Origin of the sequence: Agrococcus versicolor, from assembly GCF_039531815.1 — a bacterium.
GTDB lineage: Bacteria > Actinomycetota > Actinomycetes > Actinomycetales > Microbacteriaceae > Agrococcus > Agrococcus versicolor.
Window position 1 is genome coordinate 215919 of sequence record NZ_BAAAQT010000001.1, and the last position, 25786, is coordinate 241704.

Here is a 25786-nt window from a genome sequence, read left to right on the forward strand (position 1 = left end):
GCGAGGACCGCCGTCGATCGTGGATGCGGTCGCGAGGACCGCGGGCGGGTCAGGCCGTGCGACGTCGGCGCACGACGAGGCCGAGGCCCGCGAGCAGCGCGAGGATCGCGACGAGGATCGCCGGCCCGACGAGCTCGGAGCCCGTCTGCGGCAGCGTGCCCTGGCCGCCACCGACGCCACCGGCGACCGGCGGTGCCGACACGGGAGGCGTCGCGCTCGGCGGCGTCGAGGGAGCGGGCTCCTCCGACGGCGGGACGACGACGTCGGCCGCGACCGTGACCGAGAGCGTGATGCCGTCGGGCAGCAGCTCCGGGCCGGACCAGGCGTAGGCGAGCGTGAGCTGGCCGTCGACCGTGTCCTCGGGGATCGTGACCGTGACCGACGCGCGGCCGGTCTCGTTCGAGTCGAGGACGTTCGTGTTGTCGACCTGCACCTCGGCGAGCACGGTGCCGGGGAGGGCGGCGGGCTGCACGAGCTCGGCATCCGCCGTCGCGACGTCGGACGTCGCCTCCGGCAGGTTGCTGCCGACGACGAACGCGGTCACGTCGGTGGGCTTCGGCTCGGTCGACGTGAAGGACAGCGACGACAGGTCGATCGTGATCTCGTCGCCGGGCGCGAACACCTGGTCGAGATCCGTGACGGGCGTGACGCCGACCGACTGCTGGCGGTACGACGGGAGGAGCGGCTGCTCCGAGGTGGTGCCCTCGAGGAAGTTCGCCGTGGCCTGCCAGTCGACGACACCCGACTCCTGCAGGTTCGTGCCCTCGCCGAGCACCGTGAAGCCGTCCGCACCCTCGAGGAGGAAGGTGTTGGAGGCGACGCGGTACGTCGCGGCGGCGTCGATCGGTGCGCCGTCCAGGAAGATGTCGTCCACGCGCGAGCCCTGCTCGGCGTACGGGTCGTAGATGTAGGACAGCTCCGGCGACAGCCCGAGCGCGAGCATCGGGCGCGGGGGGCGCGCCACGAACTGCTGCTCGAGCAGGGTGTCGACCTGCGCGCCCGTGAGGTCGACGGTGCCGATCGTGTTGCTGAACGACGTGACGTTGAACGCCTCGCGGAACGACACGACGCCGTCGGCGTTCGGGTCGAGGTCGGCGCGGATGCCGCCCGGGTTCATGATGCCGAAGTCGGCGTCGAGGCCGAAGTCGTTGACCGTCGCGAGCGCGATCTCGGCGATGAGGTTGCCGATCGGCGACTCCGCACCGCGGTGCTGGGGCGTGCCGGCGTTCGCGGTGCCCGTGTTGGAGGCCGCGTTGAACGGTGCGCCGACGTAGCCGACGACCTCGTTGCCGCGCACGGCGGCATCCGCGTACGCCGAGCGCACGATCGTGACCGACTCCGGGTCGTAGATCGCGGGGTCGAGCGGCTCGGCGGAGGCCGCCTGCGCTGCGGTCATCGGCACGACGGGGAGGTTCGAGGGTGCGCTCGAGAGGATGTCGCCCTCCGCGTCGACCGTGAGGATGACGCGGGCGAGCGCGGAGCCGGAGGCGCCGGCCTGCACGACGGGAGCGCCGGAGGGCGTCGCCGCGACGATCGTCTCGTGCGAGTGGCCCGTGAAGACGACGTCGACGTCTGCCGACAGGCCGGGCGCGACGACGTCGCTGCCCTCGTGCACGAGCGCGACGACGACGTCGGCCTCGGGGCTCTCCATCGTGTCGACGCCGTCGGACAGCAGGGCGGCGTACTCGTTCGTGGTCGCGACCGGGTCGGCGAACTCGAGGCCGGCGATGCCTGCGGGGCTCACGATCGTCGGCGTCGTCTCGGTGACGGTGCCGACGTACGCGACGCTCACGCCGCTGGGCGTCTGGAAGATCTGGAACGGCGGCAGCACGGGCTCGCCCGTGGCGGCGTCGAGCACGTTGGCACCGAGGTAGTCGAAGTCGACCGCGGGCTGCACGCGGTCGCGGAGGTCGGCGAAGCCCTGGTCGAACTCGTGGTTGCCGACGGCCGAGACGTCGAGGCCTGCCTCGTCGAGGAGGTCGAGCGTCGGCTGGTCCTGCGCGACGGCCGACTCGAACGTCGAGCCGCCGATCGAGTCGCCGACGGAGGCGAAGATCGTGTCCTCGTTGGCCGCGCGGATCGTCGCGACCTGCTGGGCGATGTTCGGAGCCGTGAGCAGCGCGCCGTGGAAGTCGGTGATGGCGAGCAGGTCGAGCGTCGCGACGCCGGTGACGGGGTCGACGGTCGCGGAGGCGGGTGCTGCGAGGCCGAGGCCGAGCGCGACGGCGCCGGCTGCGGCGACGGCGGAGACTGCTCCGCGGCGCACGTTCGATCGATGCATGTGTGGGGAATCCTCGTGTCGATGGGACGGTAGGCCCAGCCTATGGATCGCATAGGCATCCGGTTCGGATCGGGACGAGGTCGTTACCTGCCGTTCACGTGGGAGGGCTCGCAGCGGCGTGTCGCGGCTAGCGCAGCGTCGTCCACGCGAGCGCGGCGGCCGCGCCGAGCACCATCCACGGGCCGAACGGCAGCTGCGCGTCGCGCGTCGTGCGGCGTGCGGCCAGCAGCACGAGCGCGGCGACGAGCAGCAGCGCGAAGCCGCCGAGCATGCCGAGCAGGAGGGCGATCCAGCCGTTCCAGCCGAGGGCGAGCCCGAGCGGCAGCGCGAGCTTCACGTCGCCGAGCCCGAGGCTCGAGGGCGAGATCCACGCGAGCGCGAAGAAGACGGCGCCGGCGACGAGGCACGCGAGCACGGCCGTGCCGAGGCGCGCCCACTCGCCCGTCGTCGCGGCGGCGACGACGAGGGCTGCGAGCAGCACGCCGAGCGCGGGCAGCACGATGGCGTCGGGCAGGCGCTCGGTCGCGAGGTCGACGGGCACGAGCAGCGCGCACGCGACGACGAGGGCGCACAGCCCCACCGCCTCGGCGGGGCCGGAGGCCACGAGCACGGCACCGGCGCCACCGAGCGCGCCGAGGCCCGCGGGGATGCCGCGGTGCAGCCACCGCGACGAGGTGTCGACGAGACGCCGCGCCCACGGCGTCAGGAGGAACGCCGCAGCACCGCACGCGAGCGCGGCGACGACGAGGGCGAGGGGCACGGCCCCATCATCGCCCGCTGCGACGTCAGTCGGGGACGAGGCCCGCCTCGAGGTCGTCGAACCCCGACTCGACCATGTCGGCGATCGAGGGCTCGTCGCCCTCCTGCCGCACCCAGACGCGGATCGCGGTCTTCACGACGGACACCGCGGCGCCGGCGACGAGGCGAGGATGCGGCGCCGTCTCGGGGTCGAGCCCCATGCGCTGGGCGATGGCGACGCGGATGGCGTCCTCGAGCCCGTCGTACTGCGCCATGCGGTGGGGCAGGAGCGCGGGGTGCTCGTCGATGAGGCGCTCCTTGGCGCGCAGCGCGACGATCTCGTCGGGCGTCCAGCCGCGCACGCCCGCCGAGAGCAGCGTGCGCAGGGACGTGATCGGCGACTCGTCGGCCGGGCGCTCCAGGAGGGCGTCGGCGAGCAGCGAGAGGTCGTCCTCGCCGGCCGCGACGATCGCGGCCTCCTTCGACGGGAAGTAGTTCGACAGCGTGCGCGGCGAGACGAAGGCGCGCTCGGCGATCTCCTCGACCAGGACGCCGTCGACGCCGTGCTCGACGGCCAGGGCGAACGCCGCATCGGCGATCGTGCGACGGGTGTGCAGCTTCTTGCGCTCGCGCAGCGGCAGCCGCGGACGCGGCGGTCGGGGGGAGTCGGACATGAGGAACGACCCTAGGACGCGGACCTCGGAGGATCCTGCGGCGGATGTACCCCTGTGGATGGGTGTGCACTTCGCAGGGTGACGGTCGGCGGATTGCCACTCGCAGCGCTTCTCGGGCATGTTCGCAGCCCACGCTCAGGCTTCGGCCCCGGAACGTTGCCATTCTCAACGAATTGCCGAAGACGCAAGATTACTCAGCAAGAGTCTTCGGCAGCCGTGCGGCCAGGCACGGACATCCCTCCCGTTAGGAAGCCCCTCATGTACGCAGCACTCTCCGCAGTCCGCGACCGCGTCGCGACCCGCTTCACCTCGACCGACCGCGGCGCGACCGCCGTCGAGTACGGACTCCTCGTCGGCCTCATCGCCGTCGTCATCATCGCCGCCGTGATCCTCCTCGGCACGACGCTCCAGGGCATGTTCACGGACGTCACGAACTCGCTCACGGGCGTCGGCACGGGCGGCGGCGGCGCGACCACGCCGTAGTCGCGCGTCGATCCATGCGGCGGCGGGCCCCTGCCCGCCGCCGCATCGTCGGCTCGGTCGAGGAGGCCCCCATGCCCACCACCCGTGACCGCGGCGCCGCCGCCGTCGAGTTCGCCATCATCCTGCCGCTGCTGCTCGCGCTGACCCTCGGCATCCTCGCCTTCGGCTACGCGTTCCACGTGCAGACCGTGCTCGACAACGCCGCGCGCGACGCCGTGCGCATCGCCGCGCTCGAGACCGGCACCTCCCGCATCTCGGCCGCCCGCCAGACCGCGATCGACTCGGCCGCCCCGACGATCGCGCTGCAGGCCTCGCAGATCCGCGTGACGCCCACCAGCTGCACGACGGGCGGCAACGCACGCGTCACCATCACCGTCGTCGACATGCCCCTGCTGGGCGGCATCGGCGCCATCACGCTCACCGGAACGGGGACGATGCGATGCAACGGCTGACCCGCCACCGCCGCACCGACCGCGGCGCGGCCTCCGTGTGGGTCGCCGTGCTCATGATCCCGCTGCTCGTCGTCGGCGCGCTCGGCATCGACGTCGGCGCGATGCACGCCGACCGGCAGCGCCTGCAGATCGGCGCCGACGCGGCAGCCCTCGCCGTCGCGCAGCAGTGCGCCATCCGCTCGTGCACCGTCGCGAGCGCCACGACCACCGCGCAGGAGCTCGCCACCGCGAACGACCCCATGGCCGACGACGCGACCGCCGCGATCGTCGATCTCGCCCCCGGCTGGGTCGAGGTCGCCACGTCGTCCGAGCGCGAGCACTGGTTCGCCCCGGTCATGGGCATCGACGAGACCGAGCTCGACGCATCCTCAGCAGCGGCGTGGGGCTACCCCACGGGCGGACCGGGCGTCATGCCGTTCGCGCTCTCGTGGTGCGAGCTCGCGGTGCAGGCTGGGCTGCCGCCCATCCGGAACGCCGCCGGCCGCATCGTCGGCATCCAGATCCCGCAGGCGGGCGTCACGCGCACCATCCTCGCGACCAAGACCTCCGACACCGGCTGCACGGGACCGTCCGGCAACGTCGTGCCCGGTGGCTTCGGCTGGCTCGAGCCCACAGAGGGCTGCGGCTCGACCGTCACCGACATCGACTCGTGGGCGCCCTCCGACCCCGGCAACTCGCCGCCCAACGGCTGCAGCCCCAGCGACTTCAGCCAGTGGATCGGGCAGACGATCTACCTGCCCGTGTTCGACATGGACAACGGTCGCGGCGGCAGCAACGCCGCCTACGGCATCTTCGGGTACGTCGCCTTCCGCCTCGACGCCTACTACTTCGCCGGCCAGTACGTGACGCCCGGGCGCCCGTGCTCGGGCAATCAGCGCTGCATCGTCGGCACGTTCCTGCGCTACGCCGACCTCGACTCCGAGTTCGAGTTCAGCGCGAACGGCCCGCAGATGGGCGCGGCGATCGTGCAGCTCGCGCTGCCGGAGGACCGACCGTGATGCGGCGCGTGCTCGTCGTCGCGCTCGCGCTCGTCATCGCGATCGTCGGCGGCGTCGTCACCTTCTCCTACGCGGCGGGGGCCGACGCGCGCGCCATGGCCGGCATGGCGCCCGTGCGCGTGCTCGTCGTGCAGGAGGCGATCCCCGCGGGCACGGCCGTCGAGGACGTCCGCGACCTCGTCGCGCTCGCCGAGCTGCCCGCCGATGCCGTCGTGCCCGGCTCCATGGACTCGCTCGACGGCCTCGCGGGGCTCGCGACCACGACGGACCTCGAGCCGGGCGAGCAGCTGCTCACCGCGCGCTTCGCACCGCCGGACGCCCTGGGCGGTGCCGTCGAGGTGCCGGCGGGCATGCACCTCCTCTCCCTGCAGCTCGAGCCGCACCGCATCGTCGGCGGCGACGTCGAGCCGGGCGACCGCGTCGCGATCTTCGTCTCCGAGGGCGACGAGTCGATGCCGGATGCCACGCGACTCCTCCTCCACTCGGTGCTCGTCGTCGACGTGGCCGGCGGCACGAGCATCGTCGTCGACGAGACGACGGGCACCGAGGTCGAGGAGGCGCCGGCGACGGCCGTGATGGTGACGGTCGCGATCGACCCGCTCCAGGCGCAGCAGCTCGTCTTCTCGACCGAGTACGAGCTCGTCTACCTGTCGATCGAGCCGGACGACGCGTCGGATGCCGACGACGGCGTGCTGCGGGATGTGATCGGCCAGTGAGCAACGTGCTCGTCGTCACCGACGCCTCCGACCTCCACGGGCGCGCGCATGACGCCGCGGGCGGCGCGTGCATGGCGGTGCCGTCGCATCCCATGCCCGTCGACCCCCGGCACCTCCTGTCGCTCACCGGCTCGACCGTCGTGCCCGACGTCGTGATCGTGGATGCGTCGCGGTCGGCCGCGGAGGCCCTCGCGCTCGCGGCACGCATCGACCGGGAGCTGCCGGCCACGGGCGTCGTGCTCGTCGGCGACCCCGTCGAGCTCTCGGTCGACGCGATGCGCGCAGGCGTGCGGGACGTGCTACGGCCCGGCGTCGAGGCCGACGAGCTGCGTGCCACGATCGAGCGCGTCGCGGCCGCCGTCGGCCTGCGGGTCGCCGCACCTGCAGCGCCGGTCGCGCAGCCGACGATGCTCGCCGCACCGGGCCGCGTGCTCTCGGTGCTGTCGCCGAAGGGCGGCGCGGGCAAGACCACCATCTCGACGAACCTCGCCGTCGCGCTCGCGAAGGGCGATCCCGGATCCGTCGTGCTCGTCGACCTCGACCTGCAGTTCGGCGACGTCGCGACCGCGCTCGGCATCGACCCCGACTACACGCTCGACGACGTCGTGCGCGGCACGGCGCTGTCGGATCCGATCGCGCTGAAGTCGCACCTCGCGCAGCACGCGTCGGGCCTGTCGGTGCTGTGCGCGCCCGAGTCGCCCGCCGCCGCCGAGCGCATCGGCCCCGAGCAGGTGTCGGCGCTGCTCGTGGCGCTCTCGCACCAGTTCCGGCACGTCGTCGTCGACACCCCACCCGGGCTCGACGGCACGACCCTCGCGGCGCTCGACCACACGACCGACCCCCTGCTGCTCACGACGTTCGACGTGCCGGGCGCCCGCGGCCTCGCGAAGGAGATGGCGGCGCTGCGCGAGCTCGGGATGCTGACGCACGCGCGGCAGGTCGTGCTCAACTTCGCGAACCCCGGCTCGGGCCTGTCCGTGCGCGACGTCGAGGCGACCATCCAGTCGAAGGTCGACCTCACGATCCCGCACTCGAAGGCCGCGACCGCGGCGATGAACATGGGCGAGCCCATCGTGCTCCGCAGGCCGCGCGATCCCATCGCCCGGCAGATGGGGCGGCTCGCCGCCTACTACCGCGCGGCCGACCAGCGTCGCGCGAGCGGCCGCCACCGGGCTGCCGCATGAGCGGGCTCGCCGCGAGGCTCGCCGCAGCACGTGGCGAGGTCGAGTCGGTCGTCGCGCCGCCCGCACCGGTCGCCGTCATGCCGACGGCGCCGCACGCGCCCGCCGCGCCTGCGCACGCGCCGGCCGCGCCCGCGCTCGTGCTCCCTCCTGCCGCGCTCGAGGCCGTCGAGTCCGACGGGCTCACGCGCGTCAAGGATCGTGCGGCGAGCGCGCTCTTCGCCCGCATCGGCAGCCGCCTCAACGACCCCGACCTCGACGAGGACCAGCTCCACGCGCTCGTGCGCGACGAGCTCAACGCCGTCGTCGAGGACGAGCAGGCTCCGCTTACCGCCGACGAGCGGCAGCGGCTCATGCACGAGGTGCGCGACGACGTGCTCGGCCTCGGCCCGCTGCAACGGCTGCTCGACGACGAGAGCATCACCGAGATCATGGTGAACGGTCCCGACACCGTCTACGTCGAGCACCACGGCCGCCTCACGCGATCGCCGGTGCGCTTCACGTCCGAGGACCACCTCCGACGCATCATCGAGCGCATCGTCACGCGCGTCGGCCGGCGCATCGACGAGTCGTCGCCCATGGTCGACGCGCGCCTCGCCGACGGCTCGCGCGTCAACGCCGTCATCCCACCGCTCGCGTTCTCCGGCTCCACGCTCACGATCCGCAAGTTCGCGAAGGATCCGTTCCAGGTCGGCGACCTCATCCGCTTCGGCACCCTCACGCCGCAGATGGCCGACTTCCTGCGCGCCTGCGTCGAGGCCGAGCTCAACGTCATCGTCTCCGGCGGCACCGGCACCGGCAAGACGACGCTGCTCAACGTGCTGTCGTCGTTCATCCCCGACCACGACCGCATCATCACGATCGAGGACGCCGTCGAGCTGCAGCTGCAGCAGGATCACGTCGTGCGGCTCGAGTCGCGCCCGTCGAACGTCGAGGGCAAGGGCGAGGTCACCATCCGCGACCTCGTGCGCAACTCGCTGCGCATGCGCCCCGACCGCATCGTCGTCGGCGAGGTGCGCGGCGGCGAGACGCTCGACATGCTGCAGGCGATGAACACCGGCCACGACGGCTCGCTCTCGACCGTGCACGCCAACTCGCCGCGCGACGCCATCGCCCGCCTCGAGACGCTCGTGCTCATGGCCGGAATGGATCTGCCGCTTCGCGCCATCCGCGAGCAGATCGCCTCCGCCGTCGACGTCATCGTGCAGCTCACGCGCCTGCGCGACGGCACGCGCCGCATCACCTACGTCACCGAGGTGCAGGGCATGGAGGGCGAGACCGTGACGATGCAGGACGCGTTCGTCTTCGACTACGCCGCAGGCGTCGACGAGCACGGCCGCTTCCTCGGCGCGCCCGTCGCCACCGGCGTGCGCCCGCGGTTCGCCGAGCGCTTCGCAGACCACGGCATCCGCCTGCCCGACGGCATCTTCGACCCACCGGGCCGGCGATGACGCCCGCCGTCGTCGGCGCCGGCATCGTCGTGCTCGGCATCGCGATCGCGCTCCTCGCACTCCTCGGCCCCCTGCGCACCCGCCTGCCGCGCGACCGGCGCAGGCCGCCCGAGCGCGACGGCGAGGGCGCGCTCTCCGGCGCGGCCGACGTCGCGAGCGGCGTCATGGCCCGCGTCCTCCGCTCGCGCTCCGCCCGGCTCGCCCGCAGCCTCGACCTCGCCGGCATCCGCCTGCGCCCGCAGGACTTCGCGGTGCTCGTCGTCGTCGGCGCGCTCGTGCTCGTCGCCATCGGCGTGCTCCTCGGCAGAGGGCTGCTCGCTGCGCCCATGGGGCTCAGCGCCATCGGCTACGCCTACGCCCTCGTGCGATTCCGCGTCGCTCGGCGACGCGCGGCGTTCGCCGACCAGCTCGGCTCGACCATGCAGCTCATGTCGTCGAGCCTGCGCGCCGGCCAGAGCATGATGCAGGGCCTCACCTCCGTCGCGAGGGAGTCGGACGAGCCCACGAGCGGCGAGCTGTCGCGCGTCGTCAACGAGACGCGCGTCGGCAGGCCCATCGTCGACGCGCTGGAGGAGGCCGCCGACCGCATGGGCAGCCTCGACTTCCGGTGGGCGACCCAGGCCATCGCGATCAACCGCGAGGTCGGCGGCAGCCTCTCCGACGTGCTCGACGGCGTCGCCGCGACCATCCGCGAGCGCAACCAGATCCGCAGGCAGGTCTCGGCGCTCAGCGCCGAGGGCCGGCTGTCGGCCGTGATCCTCATGGCGCTGCCGGTGCTCGTCGCAGTCTTCCTCGTCTTCACGAACCCCACGTACCTCGCGCCGTTCGTCGAGCATCCGCTCGGCCCCGTGCTCATCGTCGTCTGCCTCGTGCTCATGGTCGTCGGCGGCCTGTGGCTGCGGAAGACCGTGGAGATCCGGTTCTGATGCCCGTCGGTCTCATCGTCGGATGCTCGCTCGTCGCGGCGGCGCTCGCGATGGTCGTCGTGCTGCTCGCCTCGCTCGCCCAGCCCGAGCGCGCCCGCACGGTCGCGAACCTCCGTCGCGGCGGCATCGCGACGCTGGTCGAGGCGCCCGCGCCGCGGCGCCGCGCGGGGGAGTCGCTCGCACGCAGGCTCGCGCCGTCGGCCGTCGTCTCGCTCCTCGACCGGCAGCACGCGCGCGCCGGCCGGCCCGCGGCCTGGCCCCTCGAGCGGCTGCTCGTGCTCAAGGCCGTGTGGCTGCCGTCGGCGCTCGTCGTGTGCGGCCTCGTCGCCGCCCTCCGACCGCATCCGATCCTCGTCGTGCTGCTCGTGATCGTCGCGGTCGTCGGCTACTTCGTGCCCGAGCTGCTGCTGCTGAGCCGTGGGCAGGAGCGAGACCAGGGCATCCAGCGCGCGCTCGCCGACACGCTCGACCAGATGCTCATCGCCGTCGACGCCGGTCTCGGCTTCGACGCCGCCATGAGCCGCGTCGCCGCGAACGGCAGCGGGGCGCTGAACGACGAGCTCACGCGCACCCTGCAGGACGTGCGGATGGGGCGCTCGCGGCGCGAGGCGTTCGCCGACCTCGCCGACCGCACGCGCGTGCCCGACCTGCGGCAGTTCGTCCGCGCCATCCTGCAGGCCGACGCCTACGGCATCTCGGTGAGCGACGTCCTGCGCACGCAGGCCGCCGAGATGCGCCTCAAGCGCCGCATGCACGCCGAGGAGCAGGCGCAGAAGGTGCCGGTCAAGGTGCTCATGCCGCTCATGCTCTGCATCCTCCCCGTGCTGTTCATCGTCGTCATGGCACCCGCGGCGCTCAACATGCTCGCCGCGTTCGGCGCGATGTAGCCGCCCGCGCCGACGTCAAGCCCGCCGCCCTCGCCCCGCACGTCCGTACGCTCGAGGGGTGCCCCGACAGATCCTGTGGTTCCGCCGCGACCTGCGGCTCGGCGACCACCCCGCCCTCGCCGCCGCCGCGGCCGAGGGCGACGTGCTGCCCGTCTTCGTGCTCGACGACGCCCTCCTGGCAGCGGCGGGCGACGTGCGTCGCGCCGCGCTCGCCGACGCGCTGACGCACCTGCGCGAGGCGACCGACGGCGCGCTCGTCGTGCGCTCGGGCGACCCCGCGCGCATCCTGCCCGCGCTCGCCGCCGAGGTCGACGCGACCGCGGTGCACGTGAGCGCCGAGCCCTTCCCGTACGGACGCCGCCGCGACGACCGCGTGCGCGAGGCGCTCGACGCCGCGGGCGTCGCGTTCGTCGAGACCGGCAGCCCCTACGCCGTCACGCCCGGGCGCGTGCGCAACGGATCGGGCGACCGCTACAAGGTCTTCACGCCGTTCTCGAAGGCGTGGCTCGACCACGGCTGGCGCGCACCGGCCGACGACCCCGAGACGCTGCGCTGGTGCCGCGTCGACGACCTCGGCGACCTGCCCGCCGCCCCCGCGGTCGAGGCCGACATCCCCACGGTCTCCGAGGCCTCCGCGCTCGCACGCTGGCACGCGTTCCTCGACGACGACCTCGACGACTACGACACCGGGCGCGACGTGCCCGGCGACGACACGACCTCCCGCATGTCGGTGCACCTGAAGTGGGGCACGATCCATCCGCGCACGATGCTCGCCGAGCTCGAGCGTCGCGCACGCGGCCGCACGGGCAGGCGCATGCAGTCGCTGCTGCGCTACCGCACCGAGCTCGCCTGGCGCGAGTTCTACGCCGACGTGCTCTGGCACGCGCCGCACAGCGACTGGCGCGACCTCACCGACGCGCTCGCGGCGCTGCAGTACGACGAGCCCGGCGACGCGTTCGTCGCCTGGCAGGAGGGTCGCACGGGCTTCCCCATGGTGGATGCCGGCATGCGGCAGCTGCTCGCGCAGGGGTGGATGCACAACCGCGTGCGCATGCTGACGGCCAGCTTCCTCGTGAAGGACCTGCACGTGTGGTGGCCGCACGGCGCCCGCCACTTCCTCGACCACCTCGTCGACGGCGACATCGCCTCCAACAACCACGGCTGGCAGTGGACGGCGGGCACGGGCACGGACGCCGCGCCCTACTTCCGCGTCTTCAACCCCGTGCTGCAGGGGCAGCGCTTCGACCCCGACGGCGAGTACGTGCGGCGATGGGTGCCCGAGCTCGCGCACCTGCCCGGCGGCACGGTGCACGAGCCGTGGAAGGCCGCGGCGGGCTACGACCACGGCTACCCCGAGCGCATCCTCGACCACAAGGAGGAGCGCGCCGAGGCGCTCGATCGGCTGCAGGCGACGAAGCGCTGAGGCGACTCGGTCGGGCGCGGACCGGCGGCTGGCGCAGGTTCGGCGGGAAACGGCCGCCGGATCCACGGCGGAGCGGGTCACGGGCCGCGCATGCCCGCCGACGCACCGCTGGCGCGTGATCGCGGCGGGCCGGCGCCAGCCTCAGCTGCGCTCGACGCCCGTCTGCGGGTCCCCGCCACCCCCGCGACTGCCGGTGACGCCCTCGGGCATCGCCTCGACGGGCACGACGACGACGTCCTGCAGCTTCCAGTCGAGCGACCGCGCGGCCCGGCCGGCGCGGGCGAGCGTGCGCTGCGACACCCGGGAGCGACGCGGCACCACGAACACCTCGGCGTGCAGCACGTGCCCCTGGTCGCGCACGCGGCAGCCGGCGTCCCGCACCCACGGCATCCGCCGCATCCGCGCGCACAGCCGTGCCTCGAGCGGATGCGGCTGGTCGTGGTCGACGGTGGTCGCGCGGTGGTCGATGAGGTCGAGCACGGCCACGCGGAGGTTGCGCAGGCCGTCGCGCAGGATGCCGACTGCGATGAGGAGCGCGGCGGCCGAGTCGAGCCACCAGATGCCGAGCCCGATGCCGGCCACGCCGACGATCGTGCCGACCGCCGTCGTCCAGTCGGCCCTGTTCATGTCGGCGTCGGCGTACAGCAGCTTGTCGTGGAGGCGCTCGGCGAGGCGGATCTTGATGCGTCCGATGACGACGGGCGGCACGATCGTCAGCGCCATCACGGCGATCATGAGCCAGCCGAGCCACACGACGTGCCCGAGCACCACGACCGTGCCGACCGTCGGGTGCTCGGCCGTCACGAGCGTCGCGATCGAGTCGACGATGAGGAAGGTGCCCATCGCCGTGAGCGCGACCGCCGCGACGAGGTGGCCGACGCCGACCGACCGGTGCAGGCCGTACGGGAACCGCTCGCTCGGGGCGATGCGGATGATGCGCACCGCGACGAGGAACGCGATCGGCGGGATGAACGACAGCAGATCCTCGAACAGGGCCGCCCGCATGGCCTGCGAGCTGCCGACCGTGAGCGCGACGAGGCCCACCGTCACGACGAGGAACCCGATCGTGAGCCACTCGAGCCGCACGGCACGGCGCAGCAGGTCGCGCTGCTGCGGCGGCAGCTCGGTCGCGCCGAACCTCGTCGTCCCCGTGCTCAGGCCGCCTCCTCGAGGAACGTCTCGAGCGCGACGAGGAAGGCGTTCTCGCCCAGCGGCGCCGCCATGACGTGCCGCACGGTCGCGCCGGCGTCGTCGGTGGTCTCGAGGTAGGGGCGGGTGATCGCGGCGTGGGTCGACCACGGCGTCGCGTCGGTGAGGCCGCCGATCACGAGGTCGAGCTCGCCGCGCTGCAGCGCCGCCATGAGCTGCTCCTCGCCGCCCTCGACCCAGTCGACCTCCGCGTCGATCGACGCCGCGAACGCCTCGACGAGCTCGGCCTCCCGTCCGACGCCCTGCCCGCCCTCGAGCTCTGCCCAGCCCTCGTGCGGCGAGACGCCGACGTGCAGCGTTCCGCCCGAGACGCGATCGAGCGTGCCGTCGGGGTCGGCGGGCACCTGCAGCCCGCATCCGGCGAGCAGCAGCAGCGGCACGAGGAGCGCGCATGCGAGGAGACGACGCATGGCGCCGATGCTAGGCGCGTCGTGGGCGGCGCGGTCCCCGGTTGCGCGACGGCGCGCGAGGTGTCCGCATGCCGAGGTCAGCCGGCGGCGTCCTCCAGGATGAGCGCCGCGGCGCGCTCGGCGATCGTCATGATCGTGCCGACGGGGTTCAGGGCCGTGAGCGTGGGCATGACCGAGGCGTCGACGACCCGCAGGCCCGCGACGCCACGCACGCGCAGCCGGGCGTCGAGCACGGCGAGCGGATCGTCGTCGGCGCCCATGCGGGCGGTGCAGGACACGTGGTAGACGGTCTGGTGCGTGGCGCGCAGGATCGCCGAGAGCTCCTCGTCGGACTGCGCCTGCGGCCCGGGGAACACCTCCGCGACCAGGTGCTCCGAGAAGGGCGGCTGCTGCGCGACGCGGCGCGCGATGCGCACGCCCTCCACGAGCATCCGCTCGTCGCGCCCGTCGGGATCCGTGAACGCGCGGTAGTCGATGGCGGGTGCGACGTCGGCGCTCGGGGCCGTGATCCAGACGCGACCACGGCTGCGCGGCTTCGCCACGTTCGGTGCGAACGACACGTTGTTCTCGGGGATGGTCGTGCCGTGACGCTCGGCATGCACCGTCCAGGAATGGAGGGGGATGTGGGTCGAGACGTCGGGCGTCGTCGAGTCGTCGTCGACGCGCACGAGGTACCCGGCGTCCCAGCCGGTGGCGCACGTGTCGTCGCGCTCGCCGCGCGCCTCCCAGACGACGAGACCCTCGGCGTGGTCCTGCAGGTTCTCGCCGACGCCCGGCAGGTCGACGATCGTGGCGACGCCGGCGGCGGCGAGCACGGCCGCCGGGCCGATCCCGGAGCGCATGAGCAGCGCCGGCGAGTCGATCGCACCGCAGCTGACGACGACCTCGCGGCGGGCGCGCATCTCCCGCTCGACGCCGTCGCGCCCGCGGACGACCGCGCCCACCGCCCGACCGTCCTCGACGAGCAGACGCTCGACGAGCGCCTCGAGGTGCACGGCGAGGCCCGGCCGCTCGGGCTGCGAGCGCAGGTACGCGTGGGATGCCGACGAGCGCTGGTGCGTCGACGGGTCGTAGCCGATCTCGAAGAACCCGGCGCCGTCGACGAGCTCGACGTCGTTCCAGCGCTCCCGACGGGGCAGCGAGAGCGCGGTGGCCGCGGCGGTCACCGCATCCTCGACGTAGGCGTTGCGATCATGCTCGGCGACCGGCTCGATGCGGGCGAGCAGACGGTCGAACCACGGCGCGACCTCGTCGTATCCCCAGCCGTCGACGCCGAGCGCGGCCCACTCGTCGAGGTCGCCGCGCAGCGGTCGCCACGCGATCATCGTGTTCGCCGTCGAGCAGCCGCCGAGGATGCGCAGCCGTGCCTGGCGGATGTGCGAGTTGCCCCGCTCCTGCGGCACGCTGCGGTAGTCGAGGTCGTGCTCGCCCTCGAGCATCTCCGCCCAGCGGCGGATGTCGGCGGCCCGTGGCTCGTCGGCGTCGGTCGGGCCCGCCTCGACGAGCGCGACCCGGACGCCCGGCTGCTCCGACAGACGGGCGGCGACGATGCAGCCGGCGGTGCCGCCGCCGAGCACGAGGTAGTCGACCTCGTCGCCGTGCACGTCGTCCTCCGCCATCGCCGCGCCTCAGCCCCGGTGGATGAGGCCGAGGATCTCGGCGTAGTAGCCGTGGAACTCGGGGCTGCCGATGACCTCGGGATCGCGCGGGCGCGGCAGGTCGATGGTGAACTCGGCCGCGACCTTGCCCGGCCGCGGCGTCATCGCGACGACGCGGTCGGAGAGGAAGACCGCCTCCTCGATGTCGTGCGTGATGAGCATGACCGTCATGCGGTGCTGCTCCCAGACCTGCGTGAGCAGCTCCTGCATCGTGCGCCGCGTGAGGGCGTCGAGCGCGCCGAACGGCTCGTCCATGAGCAGGACGTCGGGGCCGTACGCGAGCGAGCGCGCCAGCGCGACGCGCTGCTGCATGCCGCCGGACAGCTGCGCCGGGAACGAGCGCTCGAAGCCGTCGAGCCCCACCTGGTGCAGCACGTCGCGCGCACGGTCGACGCGCTGCCTGCGCGTCATGTCGGCCTCACCGTCGAGCGCGAAGACCACGTTGTCGAGCGCGCTGAGCCACGGCAGCAGCGTCGAGGTCTGGAAGACCACGCCGCGGTCGCGACCCGGGCCGAGGATCTCGGTGCCGCCGATGGACGCGATGCCGTCGGTGGGCGCCTCGAGGCCGGCGATGACCGACAGCAGCGTGCTCTTGCCGCAGCCGGATGCGCCGACGACCGAGACGAACTCGCGGTCGCCGAGCACGAGGCTGACCTCGTCGAGCGCGGTCACCTCGCCGAAGCGCTTCGTGACGGCGTCGACGACGACCTTCGGTGCGCGGACGGTGGTGTCGGTGGCCATCACGGGCGCCCCTTCAGGTATCGGAAGAACTGGCGGCCAAGGCCGCGCATGATCTGGTCGAAGACGAGCCCCAGCAGGCCGAGCACGATGACGTAGCCGATGATGAGGTCGGTCTCGAGGAAGCGCTGCGCCTGCGTGATGCGGTAGCCCATGCCCTCGGTGGCTGCGACGAGCTCGGCGACGACGAGCCATGTCCATGCCCAGCCGAGGCTGATGCGCAGCGCATCCCAGATGAGGGGCAGCGCCGACGGGAAGACGATGCGCATGAGGCTGCGCGCACGGCTGAGCCCGAGGGTCGCCCCCAGGTTGCGGAAGGCCATGGGCACGCGGCGCACGGCGTCGGCGAACATCAGCACCTGCTGGAAGAAGGTGCCCAGGAAGATGATGAGGAACTTCTGCGAGTCGTCGGTGCCCACCCAGAGGATGGTGAGCGGCACGAACGCCACGACCGGCATGTACCGGATGAAGTCCATGATCGGCTCGATCGCCGCCTCCACCCGCGGGATCGAGCCGCACAGCAGCCCGATCGGGATGGCGAAGATGCTCGAGGCGAGGTAGCCGACCATGACGCGGTACGTGCTCACCCCGACGTCGGACCACAGCTCGCCGTTCGCGGCCTGCTCGCCGAGCTTCTGCACGACGGCGAGCGGCGAGGGCAGGAAGAGCGGCTGCACGAGCTGGGACGCGGTGATGGCGCTCCACGCCGCGATGAGGGCGACGAACGCGACGATCGCGGTCGTCACGTACTGACGCCGGGTGAGCGGCGTCAGGACGGCCTTGCGGCGCGGGCCGGCCGCGCGCTGCGTGCGCGCGGCCGGGGCGGTGCTCTGGACGGTCATGGTCGACTCGGCGCCGGGGGCGCCTACTCCGCCGCCGTCACGAACTGGTCGTCGACGATGGCGTCGAGGTCGGCGCCGCCGTCGAGGATGCCGATGTCGGTCGCGACGGTCTGGACGCTCGGCAGCACCGTGCCGAGGTAGTCGCCGCCGAGCTCGGTCGCGTTGGCCTCGAGCGAGAAGTACTCGACGCCGTCGAAGGCGGTCGAGAGGGACTCGACGTCGCTGCCGATGGCCTCCGCGATGATGCCGCGGGCCTCGTCGGTGTCCGACTCGTAGAAGGCGATGGAGGGTCCCCACGCGTCGACGACGCTCTGCACGACGTCCGCGTTCTCGGCGAGGAAGTCGTTGTCGACCACGAGCACGTCGCTGATGAGGCCCTCGTTCTCGGCAGCGGTGTAGAGCACCTCGAAGTCGCCGGCGGCGCTGGCCTCCGAGATGTAGGGCTCGTAGGTGACGGCGACGGGCACGCTGCCGCCGATGAGCGCGGTCGCGGCCTCCGACGGGTCCATCGGCACCGGCTCGATGTCGTCGAGGGTCATGCCGTTCTCCTGCAGCGCGTACCCGAGCAGCAGGTTGCTGACCGAGCCCTCCTCGAAGGCGATCTGCTGACCCGCGAGGTCGGCGACGCTGTCGACGCTGCCGTCGGTGAGGATGGCGTCGGCGGTGAGGGACGCGTCGAGCAGCAGCACGATCGTCACGTCGAGACCCTGCTCGATGAACTGCAGCGCCGAGTGGCTCGCGGCGTTGGCCATCTGGATGCGATCGGCGGCGAAGGCCGCGGTCATGTCCGAGTCGTTCATGAAGTTCGTGATCTCGACGTCGACGCCGGCGTCCTCGAAGTAGCCGTTCTCCTCGGCGATGTACCAGGGGCCGTAGCCGAGCCAGGGCTGGATGCCCATGCCGACGCTCGCGGCGCCGTCGTCGCCGGATCCGGACGAGCCGGACGTGGCGGTGCAGGCGCTGGTGGCCAGCAGTGCAGCCGTGAGCGCTGCGGCTCCGACGACGCGGAACGCGTGCTTGGAGGTGGTCATCGTGGTCCTTCCGGAACGGGGTGCGCGGTGCAGGGTGATGGGTTCAGGATCCGCGCGGCGAACGGGCGAAGCAAATACCGTGTGATGAAGCATTGCATCTACGATGCAGATGCAATTGCCCAGCAATATCGGCGAAATCTATACGAAACACGCGCGGCGGAGCCTGGCGAGGCGCGCAGGCTCCTGTCGCGCAGATGGGAGCCTCCATGGCCACCGCCCTGTACGCCGGCGGCATGCTGTACCTCGGTGCCGGCCGGTTCGAGCCCGGCGCGGTGCTCGTCGACGGGGACCGCATCGCAGCGGTCCTGCTGGGGGACGACGCGGCGCCCGCCGCGCTCCCGACCGCCGACGAGGTCGTCGACCTCGCGGGCGGCACGCTGCTGCCAGGGCTGCAGGATGCGCACGTGCACCCGCTGCTCGCGGGCCTGCAGCTGCGCGGCATCGACCTCGCGCCCGTCCACGATCGTGCCGCGTACCTCGAGCGCATCGCCGCGTTCGCGCAGGCGCACCCGGACGCGCCGGTGCTCACCGGCGGCGGCTGGTTCGGCGACGTCTTCGACGGCGGCTTCCCGACGGCCGCGGAGCTCGACGCCATCGTCGACGACCGACCGGTGGTCCTGTACAGCCACGACGCGCACGGCGTGTGGGTCAACGGCGCGGCGCTCGCGGCGGCGGGCATCGACGCGTCGACGCCCGACCCGGTCGACGGCCGCATCCTGCGGGACGCCGGCGGGCGAGCGACGGGCATCCTGCTCGAGGGAGCCGTCGCGCTCGTCGACCGCCTCGCGCCCGAGCCGACGCCCGAGGATCTCGCGGACGCCCTCGCGCTCGCGCAGCGACGGCTCCACGCCGTCGGCATCACGGCATGGCAGGACGCGGCGGTGGGGGAGTCGGACATCGGCCCTGACGCCCTGCCCGCCTACGAGTCGCTCGCGCGAGACGGTCGCCTCACGGCGCGCGTCGTGCTCGCGCAGTGGTGGGATCGCACGCGCGGCGTCGAGCAGGTGCCGGGTCTCGTGGCGGTCCGGGATCGGCTCGCGGCCGGCGGGGTCCTCGACGCGGGCACGGTCAAGGTCATGATCGACGGCATGGTCGAGAACCGCACCGCAGCGATGCTCGAGCCGTTCACGGGTCACGACGACGACCGCGGCATCGCCTTCATCGACCGGCAGGCGCTCGTCGACCTCACGATCGCGCTCGACGCCGTCGACCTCCAGGTGCACTTCCACGCCGTGGGCGACGCGGCCACCCGGGCCGCGCTCGACGCCGTCGAGGCCGCGATCGCGCAGCACGGCAGACGCGGGAACCGCCACCACGTGGCGCATCTCGACGTGGTGGCACCCGTCGACGTGCCGCGCTTCGCCGAGCTCGAGGTGTCGGCGAACGTGACGGCGCTCTGGGCGCGGCGCGACGAGGAGATCGTCACGCGCAAGCTGCCGCTCCTCGGCCCCGAGCGCGCGCTGCAGCACTTCCCGCTCGGCTCGCTCCATCGATCCGGCGCGCGCATCGTCGGCGGCAGCGACTGGCCGGTGACCGACCCCAATCCGCTGTGGTCGGTGCAGACGGCCGTGACGCGTCTCGGCGTCGCCGAGGATCCGCACGCGATCGGCGCCGAGGTGCTGCACGAGCCGCTGCTGCCCGAGGAGGCGCTGCCGCTCGGCGTCGCGCTCGACGCGTACCTCGAGGCGGCCGCCTTCGCGAATCGGCTCGATGGCGTCGCGGGCGTGCTGCGCGCGGGGGCGCTGGCCGACCTCGCGTGGGTGGACGCCGACCTGCGCGACGTCGCCGCCTACGGCTCGGCACGCGTCCTGCGCACCGTCGTCGGCGGCGCGGTCGTCTACCCGGAGACGGTGGACGGGGAGGCCGAGGGCGACGCCTGAGACGGCGTGCCCGCGAGCTCGGCGACCGACCGGCGGCACTGCTCGGCGAACAGCTGCGCCTTCTTCGTCGCAGGGCGCTCGCCTCCGGACCACGCGAGCACGAGCGAGAGGGGCGGCACGTCGTCCAGCAGGCGCAGCCGGTGCAGCTCGCCGCCCGAGTAGGTCGATGCGACCTTGGGCAGCTGGTTCAGCAGCGTGAAGCCGTGGCCGCTCGCCACCATGGCGCGCACCGCCTCGAAGCTCGCGAAGCGGTAGCGGACGGTGGGTCGCAGGCCCGCGTCCGCGAAGCGCTGCAGGAAGTACTCACGGCTCACGGGCATGTCGAGCAGCACCATGTTCTCGTCGGCGAGCTCGGCGAGGTGCACGGCCTCGCGGTCGGCGAGCGGATGCCCGGCGCTCACGGCGGCGTAGAGCGGCACCTCGGCGAGGATCTCCTGCCGCACGCCCGGCCCGAGACCGAGCTCGTAGGTGAGCGCGATCTCGATCGACTGGTTCGCGAGCGCCGGCTCGACCTGCTCGGCGCTCATCTCGGTCACGTCGACCTGCAGCTCGGGATGCTCGTCGGCGAGGTTGCTGATGATCGATGGCAGGTAGAACGGCGCGAGCGTGCGGAAGCAGCCCACGTGCACGCGCCCGGCGGTGTGCTCGGGCCGCATGGATGCGACGGCGTCGTCGACGGACGCGAGGATGCTGCGAGCACGCACGAGCAGCTCGGCGCCGGCCGGCGTGAGCTGCAGGCCCTTGGCGCGCCGGCGGATGAGGAGCTGCACGCCGACCGTGGTCTCGAGGTTCGCGATGGCGGTGGACACCGCCGACTGCGCGACGAAGAGCTCGTCGGCGGCCCAGGTCATGGAGCCGTGCTCCGCGGCGGCGACGAAGTAGCGCAGCTGGGCGAGGGACACGTCGGCTCTGGCTGGCACGCGCATGGGTCGACCTCATGTTTCGAATGTGTTGCGCAGATATTGCTCACGCTTTGCATCGCAATTCTAGATGCTGAGCGTCGCGACTCGCTATTTGCTTCGGCCCGTCGTCGCTCCCGACACTCGGAGGGCGGCACCCGCCCGAGCACGACGCTCACACCCCGAGTCGAAGGCAGCACACGACCGATGGACACCTCCTCCGCACTCCCACCCCACGGCGGCGACGATCGACTGCCCACCACGATCGAGGTCCTCGTCGTCGGCGCGGGCCAGGCGGGCGTCGCGATGAGCGAGCACCTCTCGGCGCAGGGCATCGCCCACCTCGTCGTCGAGCGCGATCGCATCGCGGAGCGGTGGCGGACGGGGCGATGGGACTCGCTCGTCGCGAACGGCCCCGCATGGCACGACCGGTTCCCCGGCCTCGAGCTGCCGGGCGTGCATCCCGACGGCTTCGCCACGAAGGACCAGATGGCCGACTACTTCGAGGCCTACGCGGCGCGCATCGCCGCGCCCGTCCGCACGGGCGTCGAGGTGCTGCGCGTGCGCAGGCTCGAGGGCAGGGCCGGGTTCGCGGTCGAGACGACCGCGGGGCCCGTCGAGGCCCGCTACGTCGTCGCCGCGACCGGCCCGTTCCAGCGACCCGTCATCCCCGCGATCGTGCCGTCGACCGCTGGCATCGAGCAGCTGCACTCCGCCGCCTACCGCAACCCCGAGCAGCTGCCGGCCGGGGGCGTCCTCGTCGTGGGCGCGGGCTCCTCCGGCGTGCAGATCGCCGCGGAGCTGCGCCGCGCGGGTCGCGACGTGCACCTCTCCGTCGGCCCGCACGACCGCCCGCCGCGCAGCTACCGCGGCCGCGACTTCGTGTGGTGGCTGGGCGTGCTCGACAAGTGGGATGCCGCGACGCCGCCTGCCGGCGCGAAGCACGTCACGATCGCCGTCAGCGGCGCAGGCGGCGGTCGCACGGTCGACTTCCGCGAGCTCGCCGCGAGCGGCATCACGCTCGTGGGCCGCACGACGTCGTACGCCGACGGCCTGCTGCACGTCGCCGACGACCTGCGCGCGACCATCGACCGCGGCGACGCGAGCTACCTCTCGATCCTGCGCGAGGCCGACGCCTACGTCGAGCGCAACGGCATCGACCTGCCGCCCGAGCCCGAGGCGCACGTGCTCGGCGACGAGCCGGCGTGCGTGACGCATCCCGCGCGCGAGCTCGACCTCGCGGCCGAGGGCATCGCGTCGATCGTGTGGGCGACGGGCTACGGCGCGGACTACTCGTGGCTGCAGGTCGACGCCCTCGACGACGCGGGCCGCCCCGCGCATCGCCGCGGCGTCTCGACGGAGCCCGGCATCTACTTCCTCGGCCTGCCGTGGCAGTCGCGCCGCGGCTCGAGCTTCGTCTGGGGCGTCTGGCACGATGCGCGGCACGTCGCCGACCACATCGCGATCCAGCGCGCGTACCTCGCCTACGCGTCGGACGCCGACCACCCCGCGGCGCCGCCGCACGCGAGCCTCGCCGGCGCGGGCGCCATCGGAACGGAGCACTGACATGACGACGCACATCCGCATCCGGCCCTTCAACACGAAGGAGACCTACCCCGAGCAGGAGCTCGACAACGACCTGGCGCAGGCGGTGGTCGCCGGCGGCGTCGTGTACCTGCGCGGGCAGATCGGACAGGACCTCGACACGCGCGAGAGCGTCGGCATCGGCGACGTGGAGGCGCAGGCCGAGCGCGCGATGGCGAACATCGACCTGCTGCTGCGCGAGTCGGGCTCGCGGCTCGCGGACGTCGTGAAGGTCGTCGTGTACCTCACCGACATCCGCTACCGCGAGCCGGTGTACCGCGTCATGGGGCGGTGGCTGCGCGGCGTGCACCCTGTGTCGACCGGGCTCGTCGTCGACGCGCTCGCACGGCCCGAGTGGCTCGTCGAGATCGATGCGACCGCCGTGATCAGCGAGGTCGAGGGGTGACGGTCTCGCTCACCGCTGCCGACGGCGTCGGCGCCGTCGGGATCGTCATCGCCTCCTCGAGCCCGGCCGTCGCATCCCGATGCAGCCATCTGCGCGCAGGCGTCGGCGCATCGGCGTCGCAGAACGTGACCAATCCCGCGCTGGGGGATGCGGTGCTCGACGCGCTCGCGCGCGGGGCCGCGCCGCCCGACGCGCTCGACGAGGCCCTCGCGACGGACGCGCACGCCGACGTCCGCCAGGTGACGGCGGTCGGCGTCGACGGGCGCGTCGCGGTGCGATCGGGATCGCGTGCGCTCGGCGTGCACGGCGAGCACGTGGGCGACGCGTGCGTCGCCGCCGGCAACCTCCTCGCCCGCGCCGAGGTGCTGCCCGCGATGGTCGCCGGGTTCGAGGCCGCGGAGGGTGCGCTCGAGCAGCGACTGCTGGCCGCGCTCGAGGCCGCCGCCGCGGCGGGCGGCGAGGCGGGTCCGCTGCGGTCCGCTGGCCTCGCGGTCGTCGAGGGCGTGCCGTGGCGCACGACCGACCTGCGCGTCGACGACCACGACGATCCGGTCGGCGAGCTCGCGCGGCTCGTCGCGCTCTGGCTGCCGCAGAAGGCCGACTACCTGCAGCGCGCGCTGCAGCCCGACGCCGCTCCGTCGTACGGCGTGCCCGGCGATGCCTGACGCCGCCGCGCTGCGCCGCGGTGCGCACGACGCCGTCGAGTCGGCTCGCGACGTCGTCCTCGGCGTCAGCAGGGCCCTGCACGCCGATCCCGAGCTCGGATTCGAGGAGCACCGCTCCGCCGCGATGCTGCGATCCGTGCTCGCCGACGCCGGCCTGCGGGTCGAGGCGGGCGTCGGCGGCCTGCCCACCGCGTTCAGCGCCTCGGCGGGATCCGGGAGGCGCGTCGTCGCGCTGCTCGCCGAGTACGACGCCCTCGCCGGGCTCGGGCACGCATGCGGGCACAACGTCATCGCCGCGGCCGCCGTCGGGGCGGGCATCGCCCTCGCGCCGATCGCCGACGAGCTCGGCATCACCGTCCGCGTGCTGGGGAGCCCGGCCGAGGAGGGCGGCGGCGGCAAGATCGTGCTGCTCGAGGCAGGCGTGCTCGACGACGTCGACGTGGCGATGATGGTGCACCCCGGCCCCGCCGACGCCGCGTACGCGCGGCCTCGGGCCGTCGCGCACTTCGACGTCGTCTACGACGGCGTCGCCTCGCACGCCGCGAGCTACCCGCAGCTCGGTGTGAACGCCTCGGACGCGTTCACCATCGCGCAGGTGGCGATCGGTCTGCTGCGGCAGCAGCTGCCGGACGACGTCCGCGTGCACGGCATCGTCCGCGAGGCGGGCACGGCGCCCAACGCCATCCCCGACCGCGCCGTGGGCAGCTGGTACGTGCGGGCCGCGGACCTCGCGCAGCTCGACGCGCTCTTCCCCCGGATCGCAGCCTGCTTCGAGGCCGGCGCGCTTGCGACCGGCTGCAGCGTCGAGCTGACCGAGACGAGCGGCCGCTACGCCGACTTCCGCACCGACGAGGCTCTGCTCGCGGCGTTCGTGCGCAACGCCGCCGCGCTCGGACGCGACATGGACGTCGACGAGACCCGGCCGGACGGCATGCACACCGCCTCCACCGACATGGGCAACGTGTCGCAGCGCGTGCGGGCCATCCACCCGTACCTCGGCATCGACTCGCTGCCGGCCGTCAACCACCAGGCGGCGTTCGCCGATGCCGCCGCGACGCCTGCCGCCGACCGCGCCGCGCTCGAGGGTGCCATCCTCATGGCGCAGACCGTGATCGACGACGCGCTCGCGCACCTCGAGCCCGACGCCCCCGCCGCACACCACCCCGAGGAGCCCTGAGCATGCACGACCTCGCCACCTGGCGCGCGATCGCCGACGCCGTCGAGCCGCGCACCCGCCACTTCATCGGCGGTCGCGCCGTGGACGCCGCCTCCGGGGCGACGTTCGCCACCGTGGATCCCGCGACCGGGCGGGTGCTCGCCGACGTCGCACGCGGCGATGCCGAGGACGTCGATCGCGCCGTCGCGGCGGCCCGCGCGGCGTTCGACGGCGGCGCGTGGTCGAGGGCGGCGCCCGGCGAGCGCAAGCGCGTGCTGCTCGCCGTCGCCGACGCCATCCGCGCCCACGCCGACGAGCTCGCGGTGCTCGACGCGATCGATGGCGGCAAGCTCGTCTCGGCGACGTCGACGATCGACGTGCCGGGCAGCGCCGCGATCCTGCAGTGGTACGCCGAGGCGGTCGACAAGCTCTACGGCGAGGTCGCGCCCGTCGCGCCACCCGACCTCGCGATCGTCACGCGCGAGCCCGTCGGCGTCGTGGGAGCCGTCGTGCCGTGGAACTACCCGCTCGAGACGGCGATCTGGAAGATCGCGCCCGCCCTCGCCGCCGGCAACAGCGTCGTGCTGAAGCCCGCCGAGCAGAGCCCGCTCTCCGCCCTGCGCCTCGCCGAGCTCGCGCTCGAGGCGGGGCTGCCGGACGGCGTGCTCAACGTCGTCGCCGGGCTGGGCCACGAGGCGGGCGCGGCGCTCGGCCTGCATCCCGACGTGGACGTCGTGGCCTTCACCGGCTCGACCGCGGTCGGCAAGCGCTTCCTCGAGTACTCGTCGCGATCGAACATGAAGGCGGTGTGGCTCGAGTGCGGCGGCAAGAGCGCGAACGTCGTCTTCCCCGAGGTCGCCGACCTCGACGCCGTCGCCGCCGCGGCCGCCGCGGGCATCTTCGCCTGCAGCGGGCAGGTGTGCTCGGCCAACTCGCGCCTGCTCGTGCATCGCTCGATCGCCGACCGCCTGACCGAGCTCGTCGCCGCGCGGGCCGCCGCGCTCGTGGTGGGCGACCCCCTCGACCCGCGCACCACGATGGGCCCGCTCGTGAGCATGGCGCAGGTCGACCGCGTCATGGCCCACGTCGAGGCCGGCC

General features: G+C 73.3%; 25 protein-coding genes. 15 read left to right on the top strand and 10 right to left on the bottom strand.

Annotated features, from left to right (window positions below; all coding sequences use genetic code 11):
* Positions 1-49: 49 nt before the first annotated feature.
* The 3 genes from ABD249_RS01065 to ABD249_RS01075 all read right to left on the bottom strand — a co-directional run bounded on the left by ABD249_RS01065 (position 50) and on the right by ABD249_RS01075 (position 3693).
* Positions 50-2281: a bifunctional metallophosphatase/5'-nucleotidase gene (locus ABD249_RS01065; RefSeq protein ID WP_344339427.1), complete on the bottom strand. Its 2232-nt coding sequence runs from the start codon at positions 2279-2281 to the stop codon at positions 50-52.
* Between the two features lie 127 nt (positions 2282-2408).
* Entirely contained in the window at positions 2409-3041 is a 633-nt protein-coding gene (locus ABD249_RS01070; protein ID WP_344339428.1) for a prepilin peptidase, read from the bottom strand.
* Between the two features lie 25 nt (positions 3042-3066).
* Positions 3067-3693 (bottom strand): TetR/AcrR family transcriptional regulator, encoded by a 627-nt coding sequence (locus ABD249_RS01075; RefSeq protein ID WP_344339429.1) that lies wholly within the window; start codon positions 3691-3693, stop codon positions 3067-3069.
* Between the two features lie 258 nt (positions 3694-3951).
* Between ABD249_RS01075 and ABD249_RS01080 the strand changes: the two genes are divergently transcribed.
* The 9 genes from ABD249_RS01080 to ABD249_RS01120 all read left to right on the top strand — a co-directional run bounded on the left by ABD249_RS01080 (position 3952) and on the right by ABD249_RS01120 (position 12210).
* Complete coding sequence (locus ABD249_RS01080) at positions 3952-4176, top strand: Flp family type IVb pilin (protein ID WP_344339431.1); 225 nt, start codon at positions 3952-3954, stop codon at positions 4174-4176.
* Between the two features lie 71 nt (positions 4177-4247).
* A complete protein-coding gene (locus ABD249_RS01085) occupies positions 4248-4628 on the top strand; it encodes a TadE/TadG family type IV pilus assembly protein (protein WP_344339432.1) in 381 nt (126 codons plus the stop codon).
* The gene (locus ABD249_RS01090) at positions 4616-5626 is read left to right on the top strand and encodes a TadE/TadG family type IV pilus assembly protein (protein WP_344339434.1); all 1011 of its coding nucleotides are present in this window, start codon (positions 4616-4618) and stop codon (positions 5624-5626) included. The genes ABD249_RS01085 and ABD249_RS01090 overlap by 13 nt, the downstream gene beginning before the upstream one ends.
* The gene (gene cpaB / locus ABD249_RS01095; protein WP_344339854.1) at positions 5626-6342 is read left to right on the top strand and encodes a Flp pilus assembly protein CpaB; all 717 of its coding nucleotides are present in this window, start codon (positions 5626-5628) and stop codon (positions 6340-6342) included. Before ABD249_RS01090 ends, cpaB begins: the two co-directional genes overlap by 1 nt.
* Positions 6339-7526, top strand: a complete 1188-nt coding sequence (locus tag ABD249_RS01100; protein ID WP_344339435.1) for a CpaE/TadZ family protein — start codon at positions 6339-6341, stop codon at positions 7524-7526. The genes cpaB and ABD249_RS01100 overlap by 4 nt, the downstream gene beginning before the upstream one ends.
* Positions 7523-8974, top strand: a complete 1452-nt coding sequence (locus ABD249_RS01105; protein WP_344339436.1) for a TadA family conjugal transfer-associated ATPase — start codon at positions 7523-7525, stop codon at positions 8972-8974. Before ABD249_RS01100 ends, ABD249_RS01105 begins: the two co-directional genes overlap by 4 nt.
* Positions 8971-9900 (top strand): type II secretion system F family protein, encoded by a 930-nt coding sequence (locus ABD249_RS01110; protein WP_344339438.1) that lies wholly within the window; start codon positions 8971-8973, stop codon positions 9898-9900. The genes ABD249_RS01105 and ABD249_RS01110 overlap by 4 nt, the downstream gene beginning before the upstream one ends.
* Positions 9900-10787, top strand: coding sequence for a type II secretion system F family protein (locus ABD249_RS01115; RefSeq protein ID WP_344339439.1), 888 nt, complete (start codon positions 9900-9902; stop codon positions 10785-10787). Before ABD249_RS01110 ends, ABD249_RS01115 begins: the two co-directional genes overlap by 1 nt.
* A gap of 58 nt (positions 10788-10845) precedes the next feature.
* Positions 10846-12210, top strand: a complete 1365-nt coding sequence (locus tag ABD249_RS01120) for a cryptochrome/photolyase family protein (protein ID WP_344339440.1) — start codon at positions 10846-10848, stop codon at positions 12208-12210.
* Positions 12211-12351: 141 nt separating this feature from the next.
* Here ABD249_RS01120 and ABD249_RS01125 read toward each other — a convergent pair whose 3' ends face one another.
* From ABD249_RS01125 to ABD249_RS01150, 6 genes are all read right to left on the bottom strand, one after another.
* A complete protein-coding gene (locus ABD249_RS01125; RefSeq protein WP_425546267.1) occupies positions 12352-13296 on the bottom strand; it encodes a cation diffusion facilitator family transporter in 945 nt (314 codons plus the stop codon).
* 68 nt (positions 13297-13364) lie between these two features.
* Positions 13365-13829, bottom strand: a complete 465-nt coding sequence (locus ABD249_RS01130; protein WP_344339441.1) for a transporter substrate-binding domain-containing protein — start codon at positions 13827-13829, stop codon at positions 13365-13367.
* Positions 13830-13906: 77 nt separating this feature from the next.
* A complete protein-coding gene (locus ABD249_RS01135; protein ID WP_344339443.1) occupies positions 13907-15448 on the bottom strand; it encodes a GMC family oxidoreductase in 1542 nt (513 codons plus the stop codon).
* Between the two features lie 9 nt (positions 15449-15457).
* Positions 15458-16228 carry an ABC transporter ATP-binding protein gene (locus tag ABD249_RS01140; RefSeq protein ID WP_344339444.1) on the bottom strand — a complete coding sequence of 257 codons (771 nt, stop codon included), beginning with the start codon at positions 16226-16228 and terminating at the stop codon, positions 15458-15460.
* The gene (locus ABD249_RS01145; protein WP_344339446.1) at positions 16228-17067 is read right to left on the bottom strand and encodes an ABC transporter permease; all 840 of its coding nucleotides are present in this window, start codon (positions 17065-17067) and stop codon (positions 16228-16230) included. Before ABD249_RS01145 ends, ABD249_RS01140 begins: the two co-directional genes overlap by 1 nt.
* Positions 17068-17090: 23 nt before the next feature.
* Positions 17091-18098 carry an ABC transporter substrate-binding protein gene (locus ABD249_RS01150; protein ID WP_344339447.1) on the bottom strand — a complete coding sequence of 336 codons (1008 nt, stop codon included), beginning with the start codon at positions 18096-18098 and terminating at the stop codon, positions 17091-17093.
* Between the two features lie 206 nt (positions 18099-18304).
* On the opposite strand from ABD249_RS01150, the gene ABD249_RS01155 reads away from it, so the two are divergent.
* Positions 18305-19978, top strand: coding sequence for an amidohydrolase (locus ABD249_RS01155; RefSeq protein WP_344339450.1), 1674 nt, complete (start codon positions 18305-18307; stop codon positions 19976-19978).
* Here the strand turns inward: ABD249_RS01155 and ABD249_RS01160 are convergent.
* Complete coding sequence (locus ABD249_RS01160) at positions 19936-20880, bottom strand: LysR family transcriptional regulator (protein WP_344339451.1); 945 nt, start codon at positions 20878-20880, stop codon at positions 19936-19938. The two genes, ABD249_RS01155 and ABD249_RS01160, sit on opposite strands and share 43 nt — an antisense overlap.
* 204 nt (positions 20881-21084) lie before the next feature.
* Here ABD249_RS01160 and ABD249_RS01165 point away from each other — a divergent pair, with 204 nt between their 5' ends.
* From ABD249_RS01165 to ABD249_RS01185, 5 genes are all read left to right on the top strand, one after another.
* Entirely contained in the window at positions 21085-22443 is a 1359-nt protein-coding gene (locus tag ABD249_RS01165; protein WP_344339452.1) for a flavin-containing monooxygenase, read from the top strand.
* Between the two features lies 1 nt (position 22444).
* The gene (locus ABD249_RS01170) at positions 22445-22867 is read left to right on the top strand and encodes a RidA family protein (RefSeq protein WP_344339455.1); all 423 of its coding nucleotides are present in this window, start codon (positions 22445-22447) and stop codon (positions 22865-22867) included.
* Complete coding sequence (locus ABD249_RS01175) at positions 22864-23532, top strand: DUF1028 domain-containing protein (RefSeq protein WP_344339456.1); 669 nt, start codon at positions 22864-22866, stop codon at positions 23530-23532. The genes ABD249_RS01170 and ABD249_RS01175 overlap by 4 nt, the downstream gene beginning before the upstream one ends.
* Positions 23525-24709 carry an amidohydrolase gene (locus ABD249_RS01180; RefSeq protein WP_344339457.1) on the top strand — a complete coding sequence of 395 codons (1185 nt, stop codon included), beginning with the start codon at positions 23525-23527 and terminating at the stop codon, positions 24707-24709. Before ABD249_RS01175 ends, ABD249_RS01180 begins: the two co-directional genes overlap by 8 nt.
* A gap of 2 nt (positions 24710-24711) precedes the next feature.
* Positions 24712-25786, top strand: a 1075-nt coding sequence (locus ABD249_RS01185; protein WP_344339459.1) for an aldehyde dehydrogenase family protein, incomplete at its 3' end; no start/stop codon positions are given.

What these genes read in the sequence shown, in the direction of transcription:
- ABD249_RS01065 (WP_344339427.1), bottom strand. Translation starts at nt 2,281, where the DNA reads ATGCATCGATCGAACGTGCGCCGCGGAGCAGTCTCCGCCGTCGCCGCA.
- ABD249_RS01075 (WP_344339429.1), bottom strand. Translation starts at nt 3,693, where the DNA reads ATGTCCGACTCCCCCCGACCGCCGCGTCCGCGGCTGCCGCTGCGCGAG.
- ABD249_RS01080 (WP_344339431.1), top strand. Translation starts at nt 3,952, where the DNA reads ATGTACGCAGCACTCTCCGCAGTCCGCGACCGCGTCGCGACCCGCTTC.
- ABD249_RS01085 (WP_344339432.1), top strand. Translation starts at nt 4,248, where the DNA reads ATGCCCACCACCCGTGACCGCGGCGCCGCCGCCGTCGAGTTCGCCATC.
- ABD249_RS01090 (WP_344339434.1), top strand. Translation starts at nt 4,616, where the DNA reads ATGCAACGGCTGACCCGCCACCGCCGCACCGACCGCGGCGCGGCCTCC.
- cpaB (WP_344339854.1), top strand. Translation starts at nt 5,626, where the DNA reads ATGCGGCGCGTGCTCGTCGTCGCGCTCGCGCTCGTCATCGCGATCGTC.
- ABD249_RS01105 (WP_344339436.1), top strand. Translation starts at nt 7,523, where the DNA reads ATGAGCGGGCTCGCCGCGAGGCTCGCCGCAGCACGTGGCGAGGTCGAG.
- ABD249_RS01110 (WP_344339438.1), top strand. Translation starts at nt 8,971, where the DNA reads ATGACGCCCGCCGTCGTCGGCGCCGGCATCGTCGTGCTCGGCATCGCG.
- ABD249_RS01115 (WP_344339439.1), top strand. Translation starts at nt 9,900, where the DNA reads ATGCCCGTCGGTCTCATCGTCGGATGCTCGCTCGTCGCGGCGGCGCTC.
- ABD249_RS01130 (WP_344339441.1), bottom strand. Translation starts at nt 13,829, where the DNA reads ATGCGTCGTCTCCTCGCATGCGCGCTCCTCGTGCCGCTGCTGCTGCTC.
- ABD249_RS01135 (WP_344339443.1), bottom strand. Translation starts at nt 15,448, where the DNA reads ATGGCGGAGGACGACGTGCACGGCGACGAGGTCGACTACCTCGTGCTC.
- ABD249_RS01140 (WP_344339444.1), bottom strand. Translation starts at nt 16,228, where the DNA reads ATGGCCACCGACACCACCGTCCGCGCACCGAAGGTCGTCGTCGACGCC.
- ABD249_RS01145 (WP_344339446.1), bottom strand. Translation starts at nt 17,067, where the DNA reads ATGACCGTCCAGAGCACCGCCCCGGCCGCGCGCACGCAGCGCGCGGCC.
- ABD249_RS01150 (WP_344339447.1), bottom strand. Translation starts at nt 18,098, where the DNA reads ATGACCACCTCCAAGCACGCGTTCCGCGTCGTCGGAGCCGCAGCGCTC.
- ABD249_RS01155 (WP_344339450.1), top strand. Translation starts at nt 18,305, where the DNA reads ATGGCCACCGCCCTGTACGCCGGCGGCATGCTGTACCTCGGTGCCGGC.
- ABD249_RS01165 (WP_344339452.1), top strand. Translation starts at nt 21,085, where the DNA reads ATGGACACCTCCTCCGCACTCCCACCCCACGGCGGCGACGATCGACTG.
- ABD249_RS01170 (WP_344339455.1), top strand. Translation starts at nt 22,445, where the DNA reads ATGACGACGCACATCCGCATCCGGCCCTTCAACACGAAGGAGACCTAC.
- ABD249_RS01180 (WP_344339457.1), top strand. Translation starts at nt 23,525, where the DNA reads ATGCCTGACGCCGCCGCGCTGCGCCGCGGTGCGCACGACGCCGTCGAG.